Raw genomic sequence first — 21,753 nt, 5'->3', positions numbered from 1 at the left:
TAGAGAATGAGGAAGTCCGCAAAAAGGCGAAAGAAATCGGCATAGGAGATCTAGACGGTCAGATTACCTATGCGAAAACGTTGGGCCTGGAGTTCTCCAAAGAAGACGCGGAAGCTCTGACAAAGGAAGTAGGAGTGGACAAGAAAGACGAATTAAGTGAAGAAGAACTAGAAAAAGTGGCGGGTGGCATCGTTACATCGACCGCTGCCCTTGTCGTTGGTGCCGCCGTCGGGGGAGCAGTGATTATATCCATTGGTAAGGCTCTCTCTCGTTGGTAAAAACGGAAACAAAGAAAGTGGGATTTTCTCTAGTCCAAGATGGTGAGGGGCTCAGAAGTCCATCACGTATATTAAAATGAGGGCTTTATGAATGAATTGCCCCGCGAATCGTGTTGCGCCCGCTATGACGTCGGTCCCTTCGTTGACCGACGTCTTGGATGACATTGAGCCGTCCCTGCCGGAAAGTCTGTTCGGAGAGGAATGCCGGGCGCAAATGCGCTGCGTCGCCGCGCGCCTTCCGATACAGTTGTCCAGCTTCTGGGGTTTCGAGTGCCGTCTCGGCGAACCGGAGCCCCTTTCCGACATCTTGTTTGAAATCAAGAAGGAGGCTTGCGGTCCTGCTCTTCTTGCTGGTGAAATCTCTTCTGCCATCGACGAACTGTGCGAGGTCTATCCTGTCTGGAAAAATCTTCGAGTTCTCGCCCGGAATTGGCTCAATCTCGACCACCCATGGAACCGCGATATCCACAACCTTTGGCTGGAAATGGATTTGGCTGGAGCGGACGCGGAAAGGGTTTTGCGGCAACCCAATATTTTCTTCGGCCCCGAACCGAAAACGTCCAACGAGAGAACCTTTGATCTGATCGGGGAGCTCATGTCCCTGTTCGAGCGTCCCGCTTCCCAGGCGCGCGCGCTACGAAAATTTTTCGACGACCTGCCTGAGGGAGCGAGGATTTTTCAGATTGGTTTCATGCTGGACCGGGCGGACGACGTTGGAATGAGGCTGTGCGTGGATAAAGTCGTGTCGAAGGCAGGAATGGACATAGGGAAAATTCTGACTTGGCTCGCAAGACTACGGTCCGCTACTAGAACGGCCGAGGCCGGCGCCGCCGAAATCGAATCGTTGAGGAAGATCTTCGAAGTCGTTTTCCCGCTCTGCCGTGATCTGAATTTCGGCTTCAACCTGATGGAAGAAGGCGTTGACGACGTCTTTGGCGTAGAGTGTTACGAGGAATGGCTCGATGATGACCCTAAGCAATGGCATCCGCTGCTTGAGGCACTGACGCGCGCGGGACTCTGCTTGCCTGAAAAGGCGCAGGGCGTGAAGGATTACGTCGGGATCACTGCGTCACCTCTGCGCAAGCGCATCACCGGCGGCGTCGTTTATCTCAATACCTATAGGAAAATTCACCACCTGAAGCTCACGTTGTCGCGGGGGACTTTGACGCAAGCAAAGGCTTACCTCGCCGTTAGCCGCCCTGGTCTAGCTTTGAGCTTGTTCAATCCGCGGAACGCGATTCTGGGTGTGTCACCCGACGCCGATAAGCAAGCGAGGCAAGCGTGGAATATTCAATGACGGAGGTGACGGAGACATGACGCGACAATACGAGCAGTACGACGTGATCATCGTGGGAGGCGGATTGGCGGGTTTGTCCGCCGCCTGCGAAGTTTCTTTGAACGTGAAAACGGGAAAACCCAGAAAAAAAGTTTTGCTCTTGGAAGCGGATGGCCGTTTGGGCGGTAAAGTGCGCACGGGGAAACGGGATAGAATCGTTTACGAAACGGGGTCGATTTTCGCTTTCAATCCCAAATGGTTTGACTTTCCCGTGGACGCGGGTTCTCACTACGAGAACGATAATCCCGTGGGTTTGTTTCACCGGGGACGGCTCCATACCGGCGACTCGGTGGTCGATTGCGTTCGCTCGCTGAACTCGGCGCCGCGGCAACAGATCTGCCTATCGTCTTTCCTCGCCTCGCCGAATCCACAGGAGGCGATGATCGGTGAAGACCTGGGGGCGGCGATGAAGGCTTTCTTTCGCGTCATCCACCCCGGAACACCCACCGAGGCTGTTCCGACCCGCCGCAGGGATTGTCTCCTCCGTCACAGGGCAGATTATTTCCAGCGAGGAAACGGAGCGATGATTCAGGCTATGGCCGCAAACCTAACAGCCGCGAGCGGCGGGGCAGAAATCCGAACGGCTTGCCGCGTGTACGAGTTAGTCCCCAAAAAAGATTCTCAAGAATCCGAGGCTCTTGAGCGAGGTCTTTCGGTGGGAGGGCAAAGCTCCAAGTCCGTTAAAGTTCTGTGGCGTAACGGAAACGGCGCGAAAGAAGAAGCCGTCGCGCAAAAGATTATCCTAGCAGTCCCAGCGACTGAGGCTAAAAAATTATGTAGTGAATTCAAAAACGTCTCCTCCGATTTTCTCGGCCGCGTCCGCTACGGTGGAGGAATCGCCGTCGTTCTCCACTGTCGTGTCGAAAATCGGCGCGCATTGTCCTATCTGGTTTCCACTCAGGGCCATTTCAACACCTTTATTTTCCATCAGCTTCCAGGCGTTTCTGGCGTTTCTAACGAAAACGAAGTCGTCGTCACAGGCTACATTGTGGGCGAAAGCATGGCGGCATCTGAAGGCATGAGCGACGCGGATTTGACGCGGATGATGATTGAGGAACTGCAAGCGACAAGTGTCGGTGAATTTACCGTCAAGAACTGTTCTCTGCTGGAATCGCGGCGCTGGGCGGAAGTCGGCCCCATTATCGAGGAGTCGACTTATCGCGGTTTTTCCGCGACATGGCTTTGTCCCATGCCAGGAGTCGTCTTGGCCGGGGATTATACAGAGTGGGACGGCGCGGCGCTGCCTTACGGCATGTGGCCCGCGATAGCGTCGGGTCGCAGGGCGGCGGCTTTTTGCCTGAAAGACGATTTCGGCCCGATTTCGGTGGATTTTGGCCGTATGCCTCTAGCCGAGACCACGGTTCTCCGCATGGGCGGCAATGGCCCTCAACTCACCGAAACTTTCCGCGATGGTACAGTGGCTTATTATGGCCTTCTGCTTCAAGCAGAAAAGGCCGGAAAGGGCGAGACGTCTTTCCTCGAAGGAGAATCGTGGGAAACCGAGCGTTATCTGCTGGAAGAGGCCGTCGACGGTTTATGGGGCTATCAGAGGGATTATGGCGTTACATCTTTGGATAGTGCCCTCGTTATGGAGGGTTTGCTGTCGACCGGCAGGCATAGAACGTGTTTGCGGGAAAGTTGCCGTAGGCTCGTCGACGTGTTTTTTGACCGTGAACAAGGGGGATTCGGCACGCTTCCCGCCGACGCGCCTGGGCGCGCGCCTTATTGGCGGGGCGTGGACTGCCCAGCAACGGCCTTCTGTGCATGGTTGCTGACGCGGATAGATCCTGAACGTTATGCGGAGGAAATTACTCTCTGCCGCGATTATCTGCTGCGAAACCAGCAAGTGAGCGGTGGATGGCCCGGAAAGTGGTTTCCCTCACAAACAATCCCCATTTGGTACGCGCTGCGTTTCTTTACCTCCCTCGAAGGTTCCCCCTACGATTCCCAGCTTCTGAAGGAGGTCGAGGCGCGGGCCGTCTATCGCTTGCAAAGCGGCCAGGGAAACGAGGGAGCGTGGGGCGGTTCCGTCATCGAAACTTCCGCCGCGTTGCTGGCGCTGACCGTCGCGTCGCCTTCCTCCTCCTCTCTTGACCCGGGTCGGGACTGGCTGCGAAGAATCAAGGGGCCGGGTGGCTGGGCAGGCGAGCCCATTCTCGCTTACTGGTTCGAGGAGGACGGGGAGCGAACTTTGTTTTTCACACGGGACCTGGGCGGCGTGAGCTCCGCGTGGGCGACACTTGCGCTTATGGACGGAAAGGCAAAATCATGAGGGAAACAACCATCGTTACCGGTCCGATGAGAAGCGGCACAAGCTGCGTCACGGGCCTGTTGGAGCTCTGCGGTTTCGATCTGGGGCGCAATATCCGCGTTCTGCGCAACTCGACGCCCATGAACCCCAGGGGGCATTTTGAACACGACTTGCTTTTCGCGGTCAACGAACGGCTTCTAATCGAGATCAGCCCTTTTTGGGGAATCTTTACACCACCTCCGCGCGACGAGATCATGGCGCTCGCCACCAAAAGGCAAAAATATTTTCAGATCTTTTTGAAAGAGTTCGACGGAGAACTTTGCAAAGACCCGCTCTTCTGCCTAACTTTGGCGGCGTGGCGGGACGTGTGGCTGGAACTTCGCCGGGTGGTTTTCTGTTTACGGCATCCCGCCGAGGTCGCGGCTTCAATGAGCAAGCGCTACGGAACGGATTTTGACGAGGGCCTATGTATCTGGGGCAAATACAGTCGACGCTTTATCGAAAACTCCGAGGGGATGGACGCGTTTATTTTCGACTTCAACCGCTTCTGCCTTGAACCCCTTGATTCGTTCGCCAAGCTACTGAACTGGCTCGGACGACCTATCGATCTGGAAACACTGCGGCGCAATATTGCCTCTTTTTGGAACGAACCCGCGTCGGCGCGCTTTCCTGACTCTGGCGAGGACGTTCTGCCCGACGATATCCAAAAATTGTACTCGGATCTGCGAGATTTAGCTTTTCATTAACGAGCAAAAACATGGGCAGACCCAAACATTGGGGATGACGTTCCTCCGGGCATTCATTGCTTATCATCATTATAAATTAATAAGGGGTTTTCTTCATGTTGCGGTTTTTATGTCGTCGCGAGATGATGGTGAAACTGGCCTCGATGAAGCAGGAAGCCAACAGTAAACTTGCTCCTGATCATATTTGATCGGATTTATTCAGGTTTGCATAAGTTGGGCAGAACGGTAAGTCAATCCATAGATAAGGGTTCGTCGGTCATGCTTCGCCTCACCATAAAGACTTTTTACCCACCGAAGCCGCCGTTGCCTCTTATGCATATAGACACGACGTGGAAATTCAAAGAGTGGAAATTCAAAGAGATGATCGCTTTCAGGGACGCCACAGTGAAAAGACACTGGGGTTGCGCCTGATCACTTATACGAACGAAAAGGCCGTCAAAGAAGGCATAAATCCCTTACTCGCCTCGGGCCAGGGGAGACCATGCGTGTGTTCCCGCTCTCCAACTGGACGGAGTATGATGTGTGGGAGTACATCGTCGATGAAGATATTCCGATAGTTCCGCTCTATTTCGCCAGCGTGCGCCCGGTAGTGAAACGCAAGGGCACGTGGATTATGATCGACGACGACAGGATGAAACTTGTTCCGGACGAACGGCCGGAGTTTCGGATGGTGTATTTCAGGACTCTGGGCTGCTACCCGCTCACAGGAGCTGTCGAATCGAACGCCGCTATCGCGCGGGACGTCTTCAACGAGTTACGGCAATTGCGTTTTTCGGAGCGTCATGGCCGGTTAATCGACAACGACCAGGACGGTTCCATGGAGAAGAAAAAACAGGAGGGGTATTTTTAAAAATGCCATTTTCCGAATCTAAAAAGAAAACACATGAAAATAAAACGCAACTGAAATTTTTAACCTGCGGTAGCGTCGATGATGGAAAGAGCACGCTGATAGGAAGGCTGCTTTATGATTCGGGCTGTCTCTTTGATGATCAACTCTCTTCCCTCCACCGCGAAAGCTGGAAGAAAAACATGGACGGCGAACTGGATTTCTCGCTTCTTATGGAGGGCTTTTTGGCGGAACGTGAGCAGGGGATAACCATAGACATAGACGTGGCGTATAGGTATTTCGAAACGAAAAACAGGAAGTTCATCGTGGCAGACGTGCCGGGACACGAACAGTACACGAGAAACATGGTGACCGGCGCTTCAAACAGCGAGGCCGCCGTTGTTCTACTTGACGCGCGCAACGGCATCTTGCCGCAGACCGTGAGGCACACGTACATCGCGGTATTGTTAGGTATTCGCCACATCGCGCTCGCGGTGAACAAGATGGATTTGGTCGGATGGTCGAGGGATATTTTCGACGAAATATCGAAGGACTACGAGAGCTTAATGGTAAAAATTAAAAAACTGGAACACGACACGGGAGAACTCTTCGTGACCTGTATTCCGCTTTCTGCCCTAAAAGGGAACAACGTTTTCGCGCGTAAGGACGATACGCCGTGGTACAGTGGTCCGACGCTGGCGGAGTATTTGGAAACCCTCGAACCGGGCGGCGAAAAAGAAAAGCTAAAAGAAAAGCTAAAAGAAAAGGTAAAACCATTTAGGATGGCGGTTCAGTGGGTCAACCGGCCCGGCGCGAGCTTTAGGGGTTACTGCGGCATAATCGCGGAGGGCACGATACGCACGGGCGACGATGTTGTCGTTCTGCCGTCGGGTCAAAAAAATACGGTTAAGTCGCTTATCGTGAGCGGCAAAGAACGAAACGCGGCTAAAAAGGGTGAAGCTGCGGAGATATCTCTTACGAAAGAAACGGACATAAGCCGCGGCAACTTTTTATCGGACGCGCGGGTTGTTTCAGATGTTACGGACCATTTCCGCGCGGTCGTAGTCTGGATGAGCGAAAACAGGTTGTTCCCCGGACGCGAATACCTTTTGAAGATATCGAACCGGACGGTGTTGGCCACCGTGACGGAAATACGCGGCAAGACAAGCGTCGAAACATTGTCGATAGAACCGGCCAAAACCCTCGCTATGAACGAAATCGGAATAGGCAACATCAAAACCGGAACACCGATTGTGTACGAACCTTACACGGAAAACAGGGAATTAGGTGGTTTCATCCTTATTGATCGCGTCACGAATGACACGGTTGGCGCGGGAATGATTCGATATTCCTTGCGGAGGGCCGCAAACGTGACATGGCACTTGTTCGAGATCACGAAAGAGGCTAGAGCACGTCTGATGGGGCAAACCCCTCGCGTGCTTTGGTTCACGGGGCTTTCAGGTTCCGGCAAATCGACGGTGGCGAATCTGGTTGACAAAAAGCTCTTTTCGATGGGATTGCGTTCTTGTGTGCTGGACGGCGACAATGTGAGGCACGGGCTCAACAAAGACCTGGGCTTCACCGAGGAAGACAGGGTGGAGAACATCCGCCGCGTGGCCGAAGTGGCGAAATTGATGATTGACGCTGGCCTTATCGTGTTGGTGGCGTTTATCTCACCTTTCCAAAAAGACAGGGAATACGCGCGCTCCCTGTTCGCTCCCGGAGAATTTATCGAGGTGTTCGTCGATACGTCGCTGGAAGCCTGCGAACAGCGCGACCCGAAAGGTCTTTACAAAAAAGCGAGAATCGGGGAGATTCCCAATTTTACCGGCATCAACGCGCCATACGAACGCCCGGAACATCCCGAACTCGTCGTGAACGGGAGCGGCAACGCGGAAGAAGAGGCGGAGAGAATTGTGCATTTTCTAGAGGGTGAAGGGGCATGACGGAGAGAATTATTTTGGTCGATGAGTTTGACCGGCCCATCGGCTCGGCGGAGAAAATGGAGGCTCACAGGACTCCGAAGCTACATCGCGCTTTTTCGGTGTTTATTCATCATAACGGATATATGCTGGTACAGCAAAGGGCGATGGGCAAATACCACTCTGGCGGCCTGTGGGCCAACGCCTGTTGTTCTCACCCAAGAGAGGACGAGTCGACAGAACTCGCCGTGGTTCGTCGATTGGAGCAGGAGATCGGCGTTCGTGGTATAAAGCCCGTCGAGCTGTTTTCCTTCGTGTACGAGCACAAGTTCAACGATTGCCTGTATGAACATGAGTACGATCACGTGTTCGCTGCCGACTACTCCGGCGCATTGAGCGCGAACGAGGATGAGATTATGGAGACCAAGTGGATCGAGTTCGGCGAATTGTCATCTCGTCTGCGAAAAACGCCGGAGGAGTTCGCGGTCTGGTTTTTGATAGCTGCTCCCCGTGTTCTTGCGATCAAAAGATAACTGATATAATCAATATATAATCAATATATAATAAAGAGGATCAATGAAAAGAGGATCAATGATATGAAAAATTCGGATAAATATGTGCTGTTCTTGCTGGGGATAACGTGCTTGCTGATGACGCCCTGGGAGGTATGCGCTGTCGAAAAGGTGACCGTGGGAACCGAGGGAGCTTACGCGCCTTTCAATTATGTGGATAAGGACGGCAACGCGGATGGATTCAACGTTGCCGTGATGAAAGCCGCGGACGAACTGCTTCCTGACGTCAAATTCGTCTTTGAACCCACAGAGTGGACCGCGATTTTTGTCGCGCTTGAGTCGGGCAGATATGACATCATTGCCACCAACCTGAACAAAAACGCTGAGCGCGAGGTAAAATACCTTTTCTCCGAGCTTCCTTACATGTATTCCACCAATGTCATCGCTTTCAAAAGCGGACGCACCGATATCAGAAGTACCCAAGACTTACACGGAAAAACTGTCACTGCGAGCTTGGGGAGTACTTACACGGCCTGGCTTGAAAAGTATAACGCTGAAAACGGGAATCTCATTACGATCTCCTATTCCGACGGCGACTTTTCCAAAATGCTGCTGGAACTCGTGACCGGGCGCGCAGACGCGCTATTGGGCAGCGCTGTCGCTATCAATCTGCTTGCCAAAGAACAAAATATCCCCATTGATTCGGTTCCGTGGAAGGAGAAAGAAAGAGAGCCCACGTTCGTTCTTTTCGCGAAAAATACTAATGGCGAGCGACTTAAAAAATTGGTCGACCCCGCGCTTGAAACTCTGCTCAAAAATGGGACGCTTGCCGAACTCTCCAAAAAATATCTCGGCGCGGATTACTCCAGTGAGAAAACGGATAAAGTCAGGATTCATGGGGAAAACTTTTGACGTTCAGTTTATGCTCTCTACCGTGCCGGAAATTATTAAATTCCTGCCTATCACTCTTTTTTTATCGATCACCTCGTTTGCCATCGGTGTCGTTATCGGCTCCGGAGTGGCATTGATCCGTTATTTCGACATAAAAATCGCATCGAAGCTCTGCAAGGTGTATATTTCTTTCATCCGAGGCACTCCGGCACTCGTCCAGCTGCTACTCGTATACTACGGCCTGCCGATTTTTCTCAACGCGATAAACTCCCGGTTCGGGACGAATATTTCGGTGAACGCGGTGCCTAGGCTAGTGTTCGCCGTGATCGCGTTGTCTCTCAACAGCGGGGCGTACATGTCCGAGATCATACGCAGTGCGCTACTGTCGGTAGATAAGGGGCAGATGGAGGCGTGCCACAGCGTGAACATGAGTACATGGACCGCGCTGCGGCGCGTCATCCTGCCACAGACCTTTGTCGTCGCCCTTCCACCGTTGGGCAACAACTTCATTTCCATGCTGAAAGAAACAAGCCTGGTCTTCAGTATCTCTGTGGTCGATATCATGGCTCAAGCCAAGATCACCAGTTCGCGTTCCTTTCGATTTTTTGAAACATACATTGTGGTATCCATAATTTACTGGTGCTGTTGCATTCTCATCGAGCAAGTCCTCACAAAGATCGAGCTGCGCCTCAACAAATTTTGAAAAAAACCTCATCGGTGCCCTTTCTGCGTGTAGTCACTCTCGAATTCGATAACCTAAATAAAATCATTTAAAACGTCATAAATCAGGAAGCCTTCATGTGTTCTATTTGAAAAAACAAAATTTCTTTTACAATCTCCTTCAGATGCGAAATGAATTTCATCTCTTCATTAGTAAAACGATGACCATTTCTGTAAATGAGGAGGTCCCTCTGGTAGTTTTTCGGTATGTCACACCTGCGCTGAATCAGACTGAAGGCCGATAAAACCTCTTCCGGCATGGGGGAGACCCACATATAGGTCAAGGGAACACGCCTCAAGAGCTCCAGTTGACTGCCTCGTTCATAAACGGCGATTTCTTTTTTTTCCCTTTCTCCATCGGAGAATTTTTTGCTTTTCACGAGAGAAGGAACGTTGGCATCCCCATGCACAATCTCAATATATTCTTCCAACTTCAGAGGGTCGAGATGTCTCTCTTCAGCAAGTGGATGAGCACTCGAAAACAACAGCAGATATTCAAAATGGGAAATCGGCTCGAAGTTCAGGTCCTTTTCCCGCAGAAAATCAATGAAATAGTTCTCGTACTTCACGGGAAAGCGAACGATGCCGAGGTCATTTTCACCATCCGCGACGTCACGGGCAGCGCGAATGGAGTTGGTCTCTCTGTAGTCAATCGTCAATGTTCTATTAACGGGAAGGTCTTTTATAAATTCTGTAAAAGCGTAAGCGATATAACTCGCTCTCGGCACGGCGATATTGAAAACCGTTTTTCGCGGGCTTTCCCTGCGCATCAGATTCTCCATCATATCTACCTGAGCGAGGATACTTTTCGCGTAAGCCAGAAATTCTAAGCCCTTTTTAGTTGGCACCATTCCCTTAGACGTCCGTTTGAATATGGCGATGCCCAACGCTTCTTCGAACTCGCGTATCGTTTTACTCAGATGGGGTTGATTCATGTAAAGTTTTTCCGCAGCTCTGGAGATAGAACCCATGCGCTCGATTTCGACGGCGTACCTCAGGTACTGCGTGTTCAAGTGCCTCACTCCTTGTCTCTTTCGGACAGGTGTTTGAACAGGAGAGCCAAGGAAGCCGCCATATTTTCATTTTGAACGAGAACGTGCGGGGGAACATTTAAGTAAACCGGGGCGAAGTTCCATATGGCAAGAAGACCGCTGGCGACAAGAAGGTTGCACACTTCTCCCGCCGCGTTAGCGGGGGTCGCGATAATACCGATTTTTACGCCGAGCCGCTTGCAAAGATTATTCAATTTTTCGAGTGGAAAAATGGTCTTTCCATTGAACTCCGTGTTTTGGAGAGCAGGATTCGTATCGAAAGCCGCGACAATGTCAAAACCATAATCACCGAAGCCTTGGTAAGAAAGCAAAGCTTTACCTAGATGTCCAACCCCGACGAGTACGGCCTCATCGAAGTTGTCATATCGAAGAGCATGTTTGATGTCGGTGATTAGATCTTTAATCGGAAACCCGACTCCCGGTTTTCCTGCGGAACGGCTGACGGCGGCCAGGTCTTTTCTCACCTGAACCTCATAGAACTGAAGGGAAGCCGCAATTGTCGAGGCGGAAACACACTCGATACACTCTTGATTCAATCCGTTCAAAACTTTTAAATAGTATGGAAATCTTCCTATCGCCTGTCGCGATATGCTCGGAGATCCTTTCGACACGCCTTGCATATTCACACCTCGGATCACTAGGATTTTCGATGCCCGCGAAGACATTGATATCTTCGGTATTCCATTATCAATAACATAATATCGATAATATCCCAAATGTCAAGCTCCTCAAGACATCCCAAAATCGCAAGTTGGATTTGTGGTAGTGACATGAGCAGCAGAAGAAACAAACAAAAAACGCCTCGGAAAAACCTGTCCGACGCCCTGGAGATGAGCGAAATTTCTTCGGCGTAGCGTTTCCACATGCTATCTTGACATATTCCCCTCGCTAAAGCGAGAAGATTCTGGGATCGACAAAGATTGCTGGCCGGAGCCAGTCTTACGTCTTCTTCTCTAAGAGTGGATACTGCTACGTTCAATGCCGCAACATTTTACCCCATATCTGCGTAAATATTGTAACATAAGACAGAACTAACCCGTATCCGTCTTTAGCGGATGTTTCTTATATTATATTTCCACTTATATTTCCACCCTAAAGGACGGGGCTTTACAGAACATGGAACAAACAATAGTCTTAAAATTTTTGGGGGTGCTGTGTATGAAAGTAATTGCTATCAACGGAAGTCCAAGGAAGCAGTGGAACACCGCGACCTTGTTACAACACGCTATTGACGGGGCAAAGTCCAAAGGGGCGAATACCGAGATCGCGCATCTGTACGATCTGAACTACAAAGGCTGCGTCAGTTGTTTTGCCTGTAAAACGAAAGGTGGGGCAAGCCGTGGCAGGTGTGTCGTGAACGACGATCTGAGACCTCTTTTCGACAAAATCGAGGTCGCTGATGCGCTCATTTTGGGTTCGCCGATTTACATAGGCGCGGTGACGGGGGAAATGCGTTCTTTTCTCGAACGCTTGGTCTTCCAGTACTTGGAGTACAACACGGAGCACAGCTCGCTCTTCAAAGGAAAACTTTCGACGGGATGGATCCTCACGATGAACGTGCCGCAAGAAGCGCTCGATCCTGCGGGATACACGACCACTTTCAAAGCTATGGAGAGCCTTATGGCACGTGTATTTGGCCATTGCGAATCACTTTTGGCGACGGACACGCTCCAGTTCAACGACTACTCGCAATATGAAACGCCAATGTTCGATGAAAACAAGAAGAGGCTTCGGCGCAAAACGATCTTCCCCGAAGACTGCCGGAAAGCCTTCGAGTTAGGAGCACGATTCGCGGAATGGCATGAACGGCATAAACGAAAATGAAAACTATCACCCCGCTTCGACCTACCGCGCCAAAAGCCCCGTTCTCCAGGCGCAAAGAACATCGCGCATGGCGGAGGCGGCCGCAGACAATGGACCGGAGGCCCCGCCCGATATGAAAAGGTCTCCCAGCGTGTCCGAGACGTAACGCACGCACTTATCCTTCTCCGCCACGGCGTAAAAGGGATGCGCGGCCTCCACTTGCTCCGGAGCCACCGAGGCGCGCACCTTTTTTCCGTTGCGCCACGCCCTGCCGATTAGCTTGATCCTGTGCCCCGTCTCTTGGGCGTGTTGGATCTCCTGGCGCGTAAGACCCGTTATGCCTGTCACGGAGACGTCTTTCAGCTCCAGATCTCCCTTCATCACCACCTTCGTCAAAATCGTCAGCTTCACGGCGGTGTCCCATCCCTCCACGTCCATACGCGGATCCGCCTCCGCGATTCCATTTCTTTGCGCCTCTTTCAACGCCACCTCGTAGTCGATTCCATCTCTCTCCATGCGGCTCAAAATGAAATTGGTCGTCCCGTTCAAAACGCCTTCCACCAAGGAAATTTCAGAGCCCGCCATCGCCTCCCGCCCAGCGATGAGAGAAGGCAATGCTCCTCCCGTGGTACAACCGATACCCAGAAGAACGCCTTGTTCCCACGCCAACTGCGAAAGCTCTTTCCAAGCCACTAGCACAGGCCCCTTGTTGCCCGTTGTCACGTGAATACCGTTCTTTAGCGCCTGACGAATGTGGGTCAAACCCGGCTCTCCCGTCTCTTTATTCGTGGGAGTGAACTCCACGAGAAGGTCGATCTGATGCCCTCTCAGGATTTCCTCGACGTTTACCCCTTTATCGAAACCAGGAAAACAATCAAGAGGCGCGCCGGTCTCTCCGTGTTCCGCCAACGCTCCGCAGCTCAACCCACCGGGAACTAAGAGACCGCCTCTCCTGCCAAGCACACAGGTCAGGTCCAATTCCAAGCCCTCAGTCTTCCAGCTTTCACGCTTCATGTCCAAAAGGTGTACCGCGGCCCGGCCCAGGTTACCGTAGCCCACGATGCCCACGCGAAGGCGAAGATTCCGAACACGCGAAAAATTGTTCATCCTTCTTTCAGCTCCGCGCTTCTTTCGTGGCCGTGAAGTCCGACGACTTTAGCGGTAATGATGGACATAAGAGCTGTATAGACATAAGAGCTGTGGAGAGTGGAAGGTAGTGGGTAGAGGGTAGTGGGTAGTGGGTAGAGGGTAGTAGGTAGCCGTCAAACTTCTCCGCGTCCTTAAAAACTTTCATCTCATTGCTCCTTTCTATCGAGGAGGCCGGACAACGTGAAAATATAATCTATGTCGATGTGCTCTCGCATCCGCGCCGCCAAAACGTCGTATGCCTCTTCGTTCGCCGCGGTGGTGTCAGTGACAGAACGCTCAGGCAAACCCTTGCTTTTTCGCAGAGCATTTAACCAGAAAGCCCTGAAAATATCGTTGTGAAAGGCATTATGTAGGTATGTTCCCGCCACGCGGAGTTCTCGGTCAGCCATGCCGTCTTCGTAGCCGTTTAAGACGAATAGGGGATAAAAACGCTCCTTTTCCGAAAGACCGTCTCCTCTGCCCTCCCCCACTGAGCGCGTTTCCCCAAAGTGGATTTCATACCCTTCAACCCTGGCAGCGTTCGAGGTGAACAGGGGGTGAATCGTCCATCCTTCGCGGCGACGGGTGGTTTTCTTCTCCCCAAAAGTCGTAACGACGGGAAGCAGGCCCAACCCCTCGATTTCCTTCAGTGTGTCGTTGTCCCGCAAATAGCGGTCGTCGATGTATTGCCCCAACATTTGGTATCCGCCGCATAGGCCGAAAAGATACCCGCCTCTTTGGTGAAAATCCAGGAGCCGTCCGGCAAGTCCTGAGTCACGCAGTACTTTCATGTCCAGCACCGTACTCTTGGTCCCCGGAAGGATCACCGCGTCAACTCGACGGAGGGATGTATGCGTGTCTACCTCGATCAACTCCACATCGGGTTCCGCCTCGAATGCCTCCAGATCCGTGTGGTTCGAGATATAGGGCAGGCGAATGACGCCAATTACCAAACCTTCGCTTCCTATCCTGTTATCTATCCTGTTATCTATCCTGTTATTTATCCTGTTATTTATCCCATTATCTATCTCATTATCGAGAAAACCCTTCGGCGAGCGCGCGTTCCAGCGAATCGACAAAGAGTCCTCACTGGCAATGCGCGCCGGAGTCCAAGGCATCACGCCCAGAACTTTGACTCCGGTACGTTCCTCCGTCCAGCGGACCGCGGGCTCGAAAAGCGACAGGTTTCCCCTGAATTTGTTGAAGATGATGCCCTTGACGCGATCGCGGTCTGCCTCCAGAAGATCGAGGGTTCCCACCAAAGCGGCTAGGGCCCCGCCTCTGTCCACGTCCGCCGTCAAGATAACGGGCACGTCCGCCTCGCGAGCCACGCGCATATTGACGATCTCCGTAGCATTCAAGTTAATCTCGACCGGGCTGCCTGCTCCCTCGATCAGCACCGCTTCAAAATTTTTCTCGATGTGAGCCAGCGCCGCCCGAACCGTCGAGAGCCCTTCGTTCATCGTGAAGGCTCGGTAGTAATCAGCGCGTGCGTCTGTACATTCTTGCCCCATCAAGACAATTGCGGAGGTGGCATCGTTGCGGGGTTTTAAAAGAATGGGATTCATAAAAACCTGGGGGTCGAGGCGCGCCGCCTCGGCCTGCACGGCCTGGGCTCTGCCCATCTCCAGACCGTCTTTTGTCACGTAAGAGTTATTCGACATATTTTGAGATTTGAAAGGGCAAACCCTGTAACCTCTGTCCGAGAAAACGCGACACAACCCCGTCACCAAAAAACTTTTACCCGCGTCGCTGCTGGTTCCTTGAATCATGATACCCTTCATCGCACAAACTCCTTACGCACAAACTCCTTACTTGACATACTCCCACGACTAAAGTCATGGGATTATAAGATCGACAAAAACAGCCGACTGAAACCGGTCTTACGTCTTTTCCTTTAAGAGTGGATGCCCCCACTAAGAGTGGATGCTCCCACTCTTAGAATATTTACAACCGCATTAATATCCTGGTCGTGTTCCGCCCCGCATCTCACGTTGATAAGCCATAAAAGGAGTTTAACATGAAAGTAGACATATGGCAAGAAACCAAATACAAAACAAACACCGCCAACGGTGGTGTTGCGATCCTCATCCAACGGCTTCAGCTGTTGGATGAGGATCGCTTTATCGTAAAAATAAAAACTTCAGAGAGGGAATACCAGGGACAAAAACAAGGCGACCACTAACTTCATTTACACATCGCGCATAAAGCATGCGCATAAAGCATGCGCATAAAACATATAGAAGGGATCCGCCGTCAGCGTCAGGGATATCTTTCGCTTCAAAACGATAAAATATTTACTCAAAAACAAACAACCGACATAGCGACACGGATAGATGTAAAACAAAGTAAGTTTTAATACTGTTTCAAATATCATTCTTATTTATTTTATTTTAATTATAGCTTCATTATAATATTTTTAAGCAATTTTTACGTCATATCCTAAGATTTATTATAGTATACCTTATATAAAATGCGTGTTAATATAATTTCGCAACACCTCCCTGTGTTGTGAGCCGGCTGTCCACCGGCATTAGAGGTCGCTGTATAATACAGCGACCTCTAATAATAATTACAGATCTCTTAACGAAAGATAGCGTATTTTCATTTTCTCAGACGTTTGTTGATTTCTTCGAACTCCTTGCGGATGGCCTCGTTTTCAAAAGATTGAAGCTGAGGCATGGAAAGAGGATGGATGGAGTCAAACAAATCGAGCCCCGCGCGGATTAGGTTTCTCAGGTCGCCCGTACTCCGGACAGTCTTGTAGGTACTCTCCGCCACGTCGCGGTTGCGTTGCAGGTCCATCAAGGTCACCTTGAAATTTTTGCGTTGTCCTTCTAGGAGCTCCGCGTAAAGCTCTGCCACTCGCGCCGTCATGGCGTTGGCCTTGGCGTTGACCTCAAATGCCTCTTTTTGGGTCTTCGAGTACTGTCCTTGTTTTGCGCGTCCTAAGGCTTCCGCGCGAAGTTTTTCGGCCTCGGCCTTCAACTCGGCCAATCGTGGTTTGTAGTCCATATTGATTTTCTCGATCAGTCCCTCTTGAGTGGCAATCAAAACGTCGTTCAACACCAGGTACATACCGATATAACGCCGGCTGATCTCCAAGTTGTCCCGGTCTTCCCGAGAAAGCTCCGCGAGCTTTTCCACCACGTGTTTGACATTCGCGAAGACCACCGTGTTTTGAAAAAGATCGTCACCAGTGACGGAGGTCAGCAGGATGTCGATTTGTTTGTCGTCCAAATCGAGGCCCATGTTTCTCAACGCTTCGGCGATCTTGCTGTCGATATCCATCGCAAGCCGCTCTTTCTCTTTGATCTCCACATCCAGCTCCGCGATGCGCGCTTCTATTTGGGAGCGCGTTTTGACCCAGGGCACTTTGGAGGTCTCTGGAGCGGAAATACGCTTGTTACGGAGGTCATCCACTTCTCGGCGCAAAGCGGGCAGCCCTGTCTCACGTAACGCAATCGCCTGCCTACGCAGATCGCTAGCGTCGCCCTGAACCAAAATCTCGACGACCTTGTCCAAAAGCGCGTTGATTTTTTTCGTGTTGCTGATTTTGTCCGCGCCGAAGTAGGAGGATTCCGGCAAGGTCTCCTGTTTGTCCTGGAGGTTCAAGGCGTCCGTTAGGGTCGAGGAAAGTCTCTCCCAAGAGGACGCCAAGGACGCCGGTAATTCAATGGAAACCACTGGTGCGTTCGTCGTCGCCAAAGGCTTCACCATGGACGGCGCCGTCTCAGACGAAGCCGAATCAGCGACGCTCGCCGTCAACAACCATGAAAAAAGAATCCACCCTACGGCAACCCTCATTTAAATCCCTCCCCAATCAAGTTTTCGACATTTATTTTACCGTATGTCACTCAAGAGTCGAGGCGTCTATTCCAACAATGCTTTAACAATAAAACAGAACCCAAGCATAGCCAAAAATCGGCCAAGTTCACGAATATGCCCATGTAAATCTAATCCACAACATATCCATAAAAGACACGATCGGCCAAATTCCCTAAACCCCCAGCCCACAACAAGGACATACCAAAGAACATACCAAAGGACATACCAGAGGAGGAACGGACCGTCGCATTTTTCACGCACAACATTCCCAAAAAAACGACACTGACAACAGCCACCAGCCACGCGCCCCGGGGATGCCGAACCAGCAAAGAAAAAGAAATCCCTTGATTGAAACGCAACCTCAAAGAAAGCAGAGTAGAAAACGTCATTTTCTCACTCGCCACGGCAAGAACGGACAAGGCCCAATATTTTGTGGCGATATCTGCTGTCAATGCCAAAACAAAAGTGATCGTCTTATTTTTAACAAGCATTTTGAAATTTTAACACGAGCGTCACGCTTTGTAGAGACGCGCGATCATATGTCTCTATAACGTCGCGATTACGCGGAAAATAAAATCCTTATCGTCCAAGACGAGAAAGGGTTTTCGCCTCTTGGTTTTTTGGAATTTGAAGGTCGTCCACACTATCCACTTATCCACTTATCCACTTATCCACTAGCGACCTTTCAGTAATCTTTTTATGCTTTCGCTCGTAAATCTTGTATAATCGAGCCATTCTGAGATCAAACAAGCGCCGATGCTTTCTAAGTACGGTTGTATGTGATGTTGTTGTTGTAAACTTTGCTCTATATGAGAGAGCCAGAGAATCGAGGTTGGAATTTTTGAGGTTCTTGCAAAAAACGTTGTGGTGGACCTGTATTGCCTTCTCAGGAGTCTTTTTCTTTTGCCTGATTGGGGCTGTTTGGGGCCCGATTGGCCCCCTTTTGGTCGAGCCTTTAGTACACCGTTACGGTGAAAATATCGTTCCCATCCTGAGGGTAGCGAAAGTGGACGGGTCTTTGTATTCCGGGCTTACATTGAATGGCGTCGAACTGATTTCGGGAGACACCTCCTTATTGAGTGCCAGGCGTATTATGCTGCGCCCCTCTTGGAAAGACCTGCTGCAGGGAGCGCTTTGGCTTTCGGACCTGGAAATCGACGGAGTGAAGGCGAAGGTGGAGGATCTTTCAACTTTGGCCGCTCACTACGGAGGAGAGAAAAGCGAGGGGTCAAGTTCAATCCGTCCGATCCAGGTTCTGTTACACGACATCACTTTCGATACCCCTTTCGCCGCCGTGGGCGTGGAGGAGGGCTTCCTGACTCAAGATGGCTCCATTATGCTTTCCGCCGACCTGGGAGGTCTCCCTGTACGACTTCGCGGAACATTGGCCTTCGAGTCTCTCGAGGCCCTTTCCATAGATGTGTCAGTGGGGACGACGGGGCGAGCTTTTTTCGCGGGTAAACTGACGGCGCCCTTCAAGGTGAAGGGTTCTCTCCAGTCTGTGAAACTCAACGAGTTATTGGCGGTTTTTTCTCAAGTAGAGGGACGCGGCGAGATCGATGGGCAAATCGATGTGATGGGGGCAGGTGAAAACCTGGGCGCTTGGGGCACACTGCGTTTAAAGGACGGGCAAGTCGCGGGTTTTCCGGTGGAAGCCTCCGTACCTTGGCGGTACAAAGCCGGGGATTTCTCCGTCTCGCAGGCCAAGCTGGAAAGCGGAGCGGGCGATATCGAGCTGAAGGTCTCCGCCGACTTGCGACCAAATCCGGTGACAGATCGCTTTTTCGCCCGGGGAAGCGTCCGAAATGCCTCCATGAAAAAACTGGAACGCCTTCTATCGCCAGGGGTGAGCTTGGAGGGCGAAGGGGGAATGGTGGATTTCTGGACCTCGGCCGACCAAGGAGGAGCCGTGGCGGGCAAGGTCTTCATGCGTTTGCCTGAATTGAAAGTGGAAGGCAAGGAGGTCGTCAAAGGGCTGCGGGCAAACCTTGTCCTTTCTCCGAATTGGAACTTGGCGGTGGACTGCACCGGAGAGGTCTTTGGGGGAAAAGTCTTTGGGGCGGGCGAAGTTCTCCGGAGCGCGTCAAACGCACTCTGGCACTCAACCCTGAAGTTCACCCTCAAAGAAATGAAATCCAACCTAGTGGCGACCGCATTTCCCGCCCTCGCTCCCTTGGACCTCTCCGGAACTTTGGACGCGGACGCTCACATCGTGAGCCTCGGTAACGATCTTGCCGTGAGAGGCGAGGCGCGATCCCAGGCTTTTACCCTTTTTGGGAGGCGTTTCGACGCTCTGTCAGCCTCTATGCGTTACGAAAAAGGTACCGTTGTCCTGGAAGATCTGAAAGCTCGGATCGACAAAGCCCTCTTGGATTTTTCGGGCGCCGCTGATCTGACCACCTCCGAGCTTCGCTTCGCGGGAAACCTTAAAGGCTTCAATCCACAATCCATCCCGGAGTTGAGTCAGGTTGAAGGACTCTGTGACGTGACGTTGGAAGTTCAGGGAACACTTACATCACCTCGGGTCATGGTTACGCTCATAAGCAACGAAAACAAGGTGGCGGGAGTGCCCCTCAGGCACGTGAAGTTGTCGGGAACATACGAAAACAACAAGGTTTACCTTCCTGAGACGACGCTACAGGTACCGGGCGGGTCCTTGTCTTTCCGCGGCGATGTCGATCTGTCCAAGAATGGAGAACCTTATTTAAACCTATCGGGCGCGTTGACGAACCTGGATCTGGAAAGCATCGCCCAGGATTGGGATATGGACGTGACAGGAAAAGTAGAGGGCACTCTCAAGGTATCGGGCGCCGTTAGCAACGCCGCGCTTTCGGCCACCCTCCGATCGAACGCGATCATGGTGGCCTCTACCGACGTGCGTGATCTTTACCTCGACGTAACGGGTACGACCCGAAATGTGAGAGTACGCAGCGTAAAGGCGAAAATCAACGAAGGCGCCCTGGAGGGAAATGGCAATCTCACTTTCGGGCGACGTGGAAGACTGCAAATCGGTATGAAGGTAAAAGGGATCGAAATCCGGTCTCTGCTTGCCCAATTTGGCCTGGACGGAGGGGTCGGGGGATATCTGGATGGATTCCTGTCGCTTCGGGGATCACCCCTACGGCCGGAGCTGGCCTTGGAGGTTACCTCTCCCCTAACCATCCAGGAAACATTGGTGGACCACCTGATGCTGACAATCATCTCTCCCGCCAGGGGCAAATTCGACATGGACGCGTCGGGGCGCTTGGGGGATTTGGCCTTGACACTCAAGGGACACATGGAGCGCAATAAAGAAGGTTGGGGCTATGCCGCTGAGAGCAGTATTCTGGACCTGGATCAGTTGGTGTCGGCCAAAATGCCCTCCCTGAAAGGACAGTTCGCGGGAAACGTCAAGGCCCGCGTTACGGGTCGTATGAACGGACGAAGAAACAGGGGTCCGGCGGTCGCCAATGTCATGCTGACGCTTCCGGTCTTTTCGGTGGCCGGCGTGGAGTTGCGGGACATCTTCCTCCCCATTCGGGTCTCGGAGGGACGGGCGTCGGTGCGGGAGGGCACGGGTGTCGCTTATGGCGGAAAAATCGACATCAATGCCGATGTCAACATGCCGGATCAGCAATGGAAAGCAACGGCAAAGATCTCCGGGCTGAATATTGGCCAGGCAGCCCACCCCTTTATGGCGCAAGGGGCCATTGTGGGCAGTGCCGACGTCAACGTCCAGTTGAAAGGCAATTACGGACCCTTGATGATGGTCTTCGCCAATGGAGATTTCCGGTCCAGCGAGGGGTACATCCACGAGTTTGACATACTCAAAAATATAACCAAAGACGGACGTATCTCTTTCGAGGAAATACGGGGATCGTTTTTTTGGGACGGCAACGACCTATGGTTGAATCCAGGTACTCAGGCCACGGCCAAACCTGGAGCCCCGCTTTACAAATATTTCTCGATCAACGGTCCTCTGGGCCTGTTGGGCAAGGACTTGGCTCTGATTTGCAAAGGACGCTTCGACGTTCAGGCTCTCAATACGGTGCTGGGAGCTCTGAAAGGAGTTTTGCAGTTCATGACAGGGTCCCTTGCGGGAAATGGCCAGTTGCTACGCCAGGCGGTGAGCAAATTGGTAGGTTACTCCGAGCGGGATTTCCAAGACGTCACTTTCCAACTCAAGGGGAGCTGGAAGGAGTTGCAACTTTTGAACCTCACCATCGATAAATCCATTGAGGAATATCTACCTTTACGCAACGACACGACCACCCAGCGCAAGGAAAGCGAAAGAAAAATTCGATTCAACCTCAGGATTCCCACCGGTCCGGGCGGAGGCGACGATGATTTAGACGCTCAAGAGCAGTTCAAAAAGCAGTTGCTCGACAATCTGCTGAACCAATTGGATCTGTAGCAATTGCTCGACAATCTGTGGAACCAATTAGATCTGTTGAACCAATTAGATCTGTCGAGGAAGATTT

Annotated in this window: 19 protein-coding genes; 13 read left to right on the top strand and 6 right to left on the bottom strand. The window is 51.7% G+C overall.

From position 1 onward, the window contains the following. From LBJ36_04965 to LBJ36_04920, 10 genes are all read left to right on the top strand, one after another. Nucleotides 1–278 (top strand): Blp family class II bacteriocin (locus LBJ36_04965; GenBank protein MDR1378383.1); only part of this gene is annotated, 278 nt, incomplete at its 5' end. A 91-nt stretch (nt 279–369) separates the two neighbouring features. Further along, complete coding sequence (locus LBJ36_04960) at nt 370–1,575, top strand: hypothetical protein (protein MDR1378382.1); 1,206 nt, start codon at nt 370–372, stop codon at nt 1,573–1,575. Nucleotides 1,576–1,591: 16 nt separating this feature from the next. Then, on the top strand, nt 1,592–3,886 hold the full coding sequence (locus LBJ36_04955; protein MDR1378381.1) for an FAD-dependent oxidoreductase: 2,295 nt from the start codon (nt 1,592–1,594) through the stop codon (nt 3,884–3,886). Beyond that, nucleotides 3,883–4,611 carry a hypothetical protein gene (locus LBJ36_04950; GenBank protein MDR1378380.1) on the top strand — a complete coding sequence of 243 codons (729 nt, stop codon included), beginning with the start codon at nt 3,883–3,885 and terminating at the stop codon, nt 4,609–4,611. Before LBJ36_04955 ends, LBJ36_04950 begins: the two co-directional genes overlap by 4 nt. A gap of 213 nt (nt 4,612–4,824) precedes the next feature. Then, on the top strand, nt 4,825–5,022 hold the full coding sequence (locus tag LBJ36_04945) for a phosphoadenosine phosphosulfate reductase family protein (protein ID MDR1378379.1): 198 nt from the start codon (nt 4,825–4,827) through the stop codon (nt 5,020–5,022). Nucleotides 5,023–5,092: 70 nt separating this feature from the next. Then, the gene (locus tag LBJ36_04940) at nt 5,093–5,461 is read left to right on the top strand and encodes a phosphoadenosine phosphosulfate reductase family protein (GenBank protein ID MDR1378378.1); all 369 of its coding nucleotides are present in this window, start codon (nt 5,093–5,095) and stop codon (nt 5,459–5,461) included. A 2-nt stretch (nt 5,462–5,463) separates the two neighbouring features. After that, nucleotides 5,464–7,383 (top strand): adenylyl-sulfate kinase, encoded by a 1,920-nt coding sequence (gene cysC, locus LBJ36_04935; GenBank protein ID MDR1378377.1) that lies wholly within the window; start codon nt 5,464–5,466, stop codon nt 7,381–7,383. Next, a complete protein-coding gene (idi, locus tag LBJ36_04930; GenBank protein ID MDR1378376.1) occupies nt 7,380–7,892 on the top strand; it encodes an isopentenyl-diphosphate Delta-isomerase in 513 nt (170 codons plus the stop codon). Before cysC ends, idi begins: the two co-directional genes overlap by 4 nt. A gap of 63 nt (nt 7,893–7,955) precedes the next feature. Continuing rightward, on the top strand, nt 7,956–8,783 hold the full coding sequence (locus LBJ36_04925) for a transporter substrate-binding domain-containing protein (protein ID MDR1378375.1): 828 nt from the start codon (nt 7,956–7,958) through the stop codon (nt 8,781–8,783). Beyond that, on the top strand, nt 8,767–9,465 hold the full coding sequence (locus LBJ36_04920) for an amino acid ABC transporter permease (protein MDR1378374.1): 699 nt from the start codon (nt 8,767–8,769) through the stop codon (nt 9,463–9,465). The genes LBJ36_04925 and LBJ36_04920 overlap by 17 nt, the downstream gene beginning before the upstream one ends. Nucleotides 9,466–9,547: 82 nt before the next feature. Here the strand turns inward: LBJ36_04920 and LBJ36_04915 are convergent, their stop codons facing one another. After that, complete coding sequence (locus tag LBJ36_04915) at nt 9,548–10,495, bottom strand: LysR family transcriptional regulator (GenBank protein ID MDR1378373.1); 948 nt, start codon at nt 10,493–10,495, stop codon at nt 9,548–9,550. Nucleotides 10,496–10,500: 5 nt separating this feature from the next. Next, nucleotides 10,501–11,154, bottom strand: coding sequence for a redox-sensing transcriptional repressor Rex (locus LBJ36_04910; GenBank protein MDR1378372.1), 654 nt, complete (start codon nt 11,152–11,154; stop codon nt 10,501–10,503). A gap of 538 nt (nt 11,155–11,692) precedes the next feature. Between LBJ36_04910 and LBJ36_04905 the strand changes: the two genes are divergently transcribed. Then, a complete protein-coding gene (locus LBJ36_04905) occupies nt 11,693–12,358 on the top strand; it encodes a flavodoxin family protein (protein MDR1378371.1) in 666 nt (221 codons plus the stop codon). Between the two features lie 21 nt (nt 12,359–12,379). On the opposite strand, the gene LBJ36_04900 is transcribed toward LBJ36_04905, so the two are convergent. Beyond that, nucleotides 12,380–13,444, bottom strand: a complete 1,065-nt coding sequence (locus LBJ36_04900; GenBank protein ID MDR1378370.1) for a homoserine dehydrogenase — start codon at nt 13,442–13,444, stop codon at nt 12,380–12,382. A gap of 188 nt (nt 13,445–13,632) precedes the next feature. Then, nucleotides 13,633–15,249 carry a cobyric acid synthase gene (locus tag LBJ36_04895; protein MDR1378369.1) on the bottom strand — a complete coding sequence of 539 codons (1,617 nt, stop codon included), beginning with the start codon at nt 15,247–15,249 and terminating at the stop codon, nt 13,633–13,635. Between the two features lie 236 nt (nt 15,250–15,485). Between LBJ36_04895 and LBJ36_04890 the strand changes: the two genes are divergently transcribed. Further along, a complete protein-coding gene (locus LBJ36_04890; GenBank protein MDR1378368.1) occupies nt 15,486–15,650 on the top strand; it encodes a hypothetical protein in 165 nt (54 codons plus the stop codon). A 419-nt stretch (nt 15,651–16,069) separates the two neighbouring features. Here LBJ36_04890 and LBJ36_04885 read toward each other — a convergent pair whose 3' ends face one another. Beyond that, on the bottom strand, nt 16,070–17,272 hold the full coding sequence (locus LBJ36_04885) for a hypothetical protein (GenBank protein ID MDR1378367.1): 1,203 nt from the start codon (nt 17,270–17,272) through the stop codon (nt 16,070–16,072). A 149-nt stretch (nt 17,273–17,421) separates the two neighbouring features. Then, on the bottom strand, nt 17,422–17,784 hold the full coding sequence (locus tag LBJ36_04880; GenBank protein MDR1378366.1) for a signal peptidase II: 363 nt from the start codon (nt 17,782–17,784) through the stop codon (nt 17,422–17,424). Nucleotides 17,785–18,143: 359 nt separating this feature from the next. Between LBJ36_04880 and LBJ36_04875 the strand changes: the two genes are divergently transcribed. Further along, nucleotides 18,144–21,686, top strand: coding sequence for a hypothetical protein (locus LBJ36_04875; GenBank protein ID MDR1378365.1), 3,543 nt, complete (start codon nt 18,144–18,146; stop codon nt 21,684–21,686). The last annotated feature ends 67 nt before the right edge of the window (nt 21,687–21,753 follow it).

This window comes from Synergistaceae bacterium (assembly GCA_031267575.1).
Taxonomy (GTDB): Bacteria; Synergistota; Synergistia; order Synergistales; family Aminobacteriaceae; genus JAIRYN01.
This window is presented reverse-complemented; position numbering and strand designations above follow the sequence as displayed.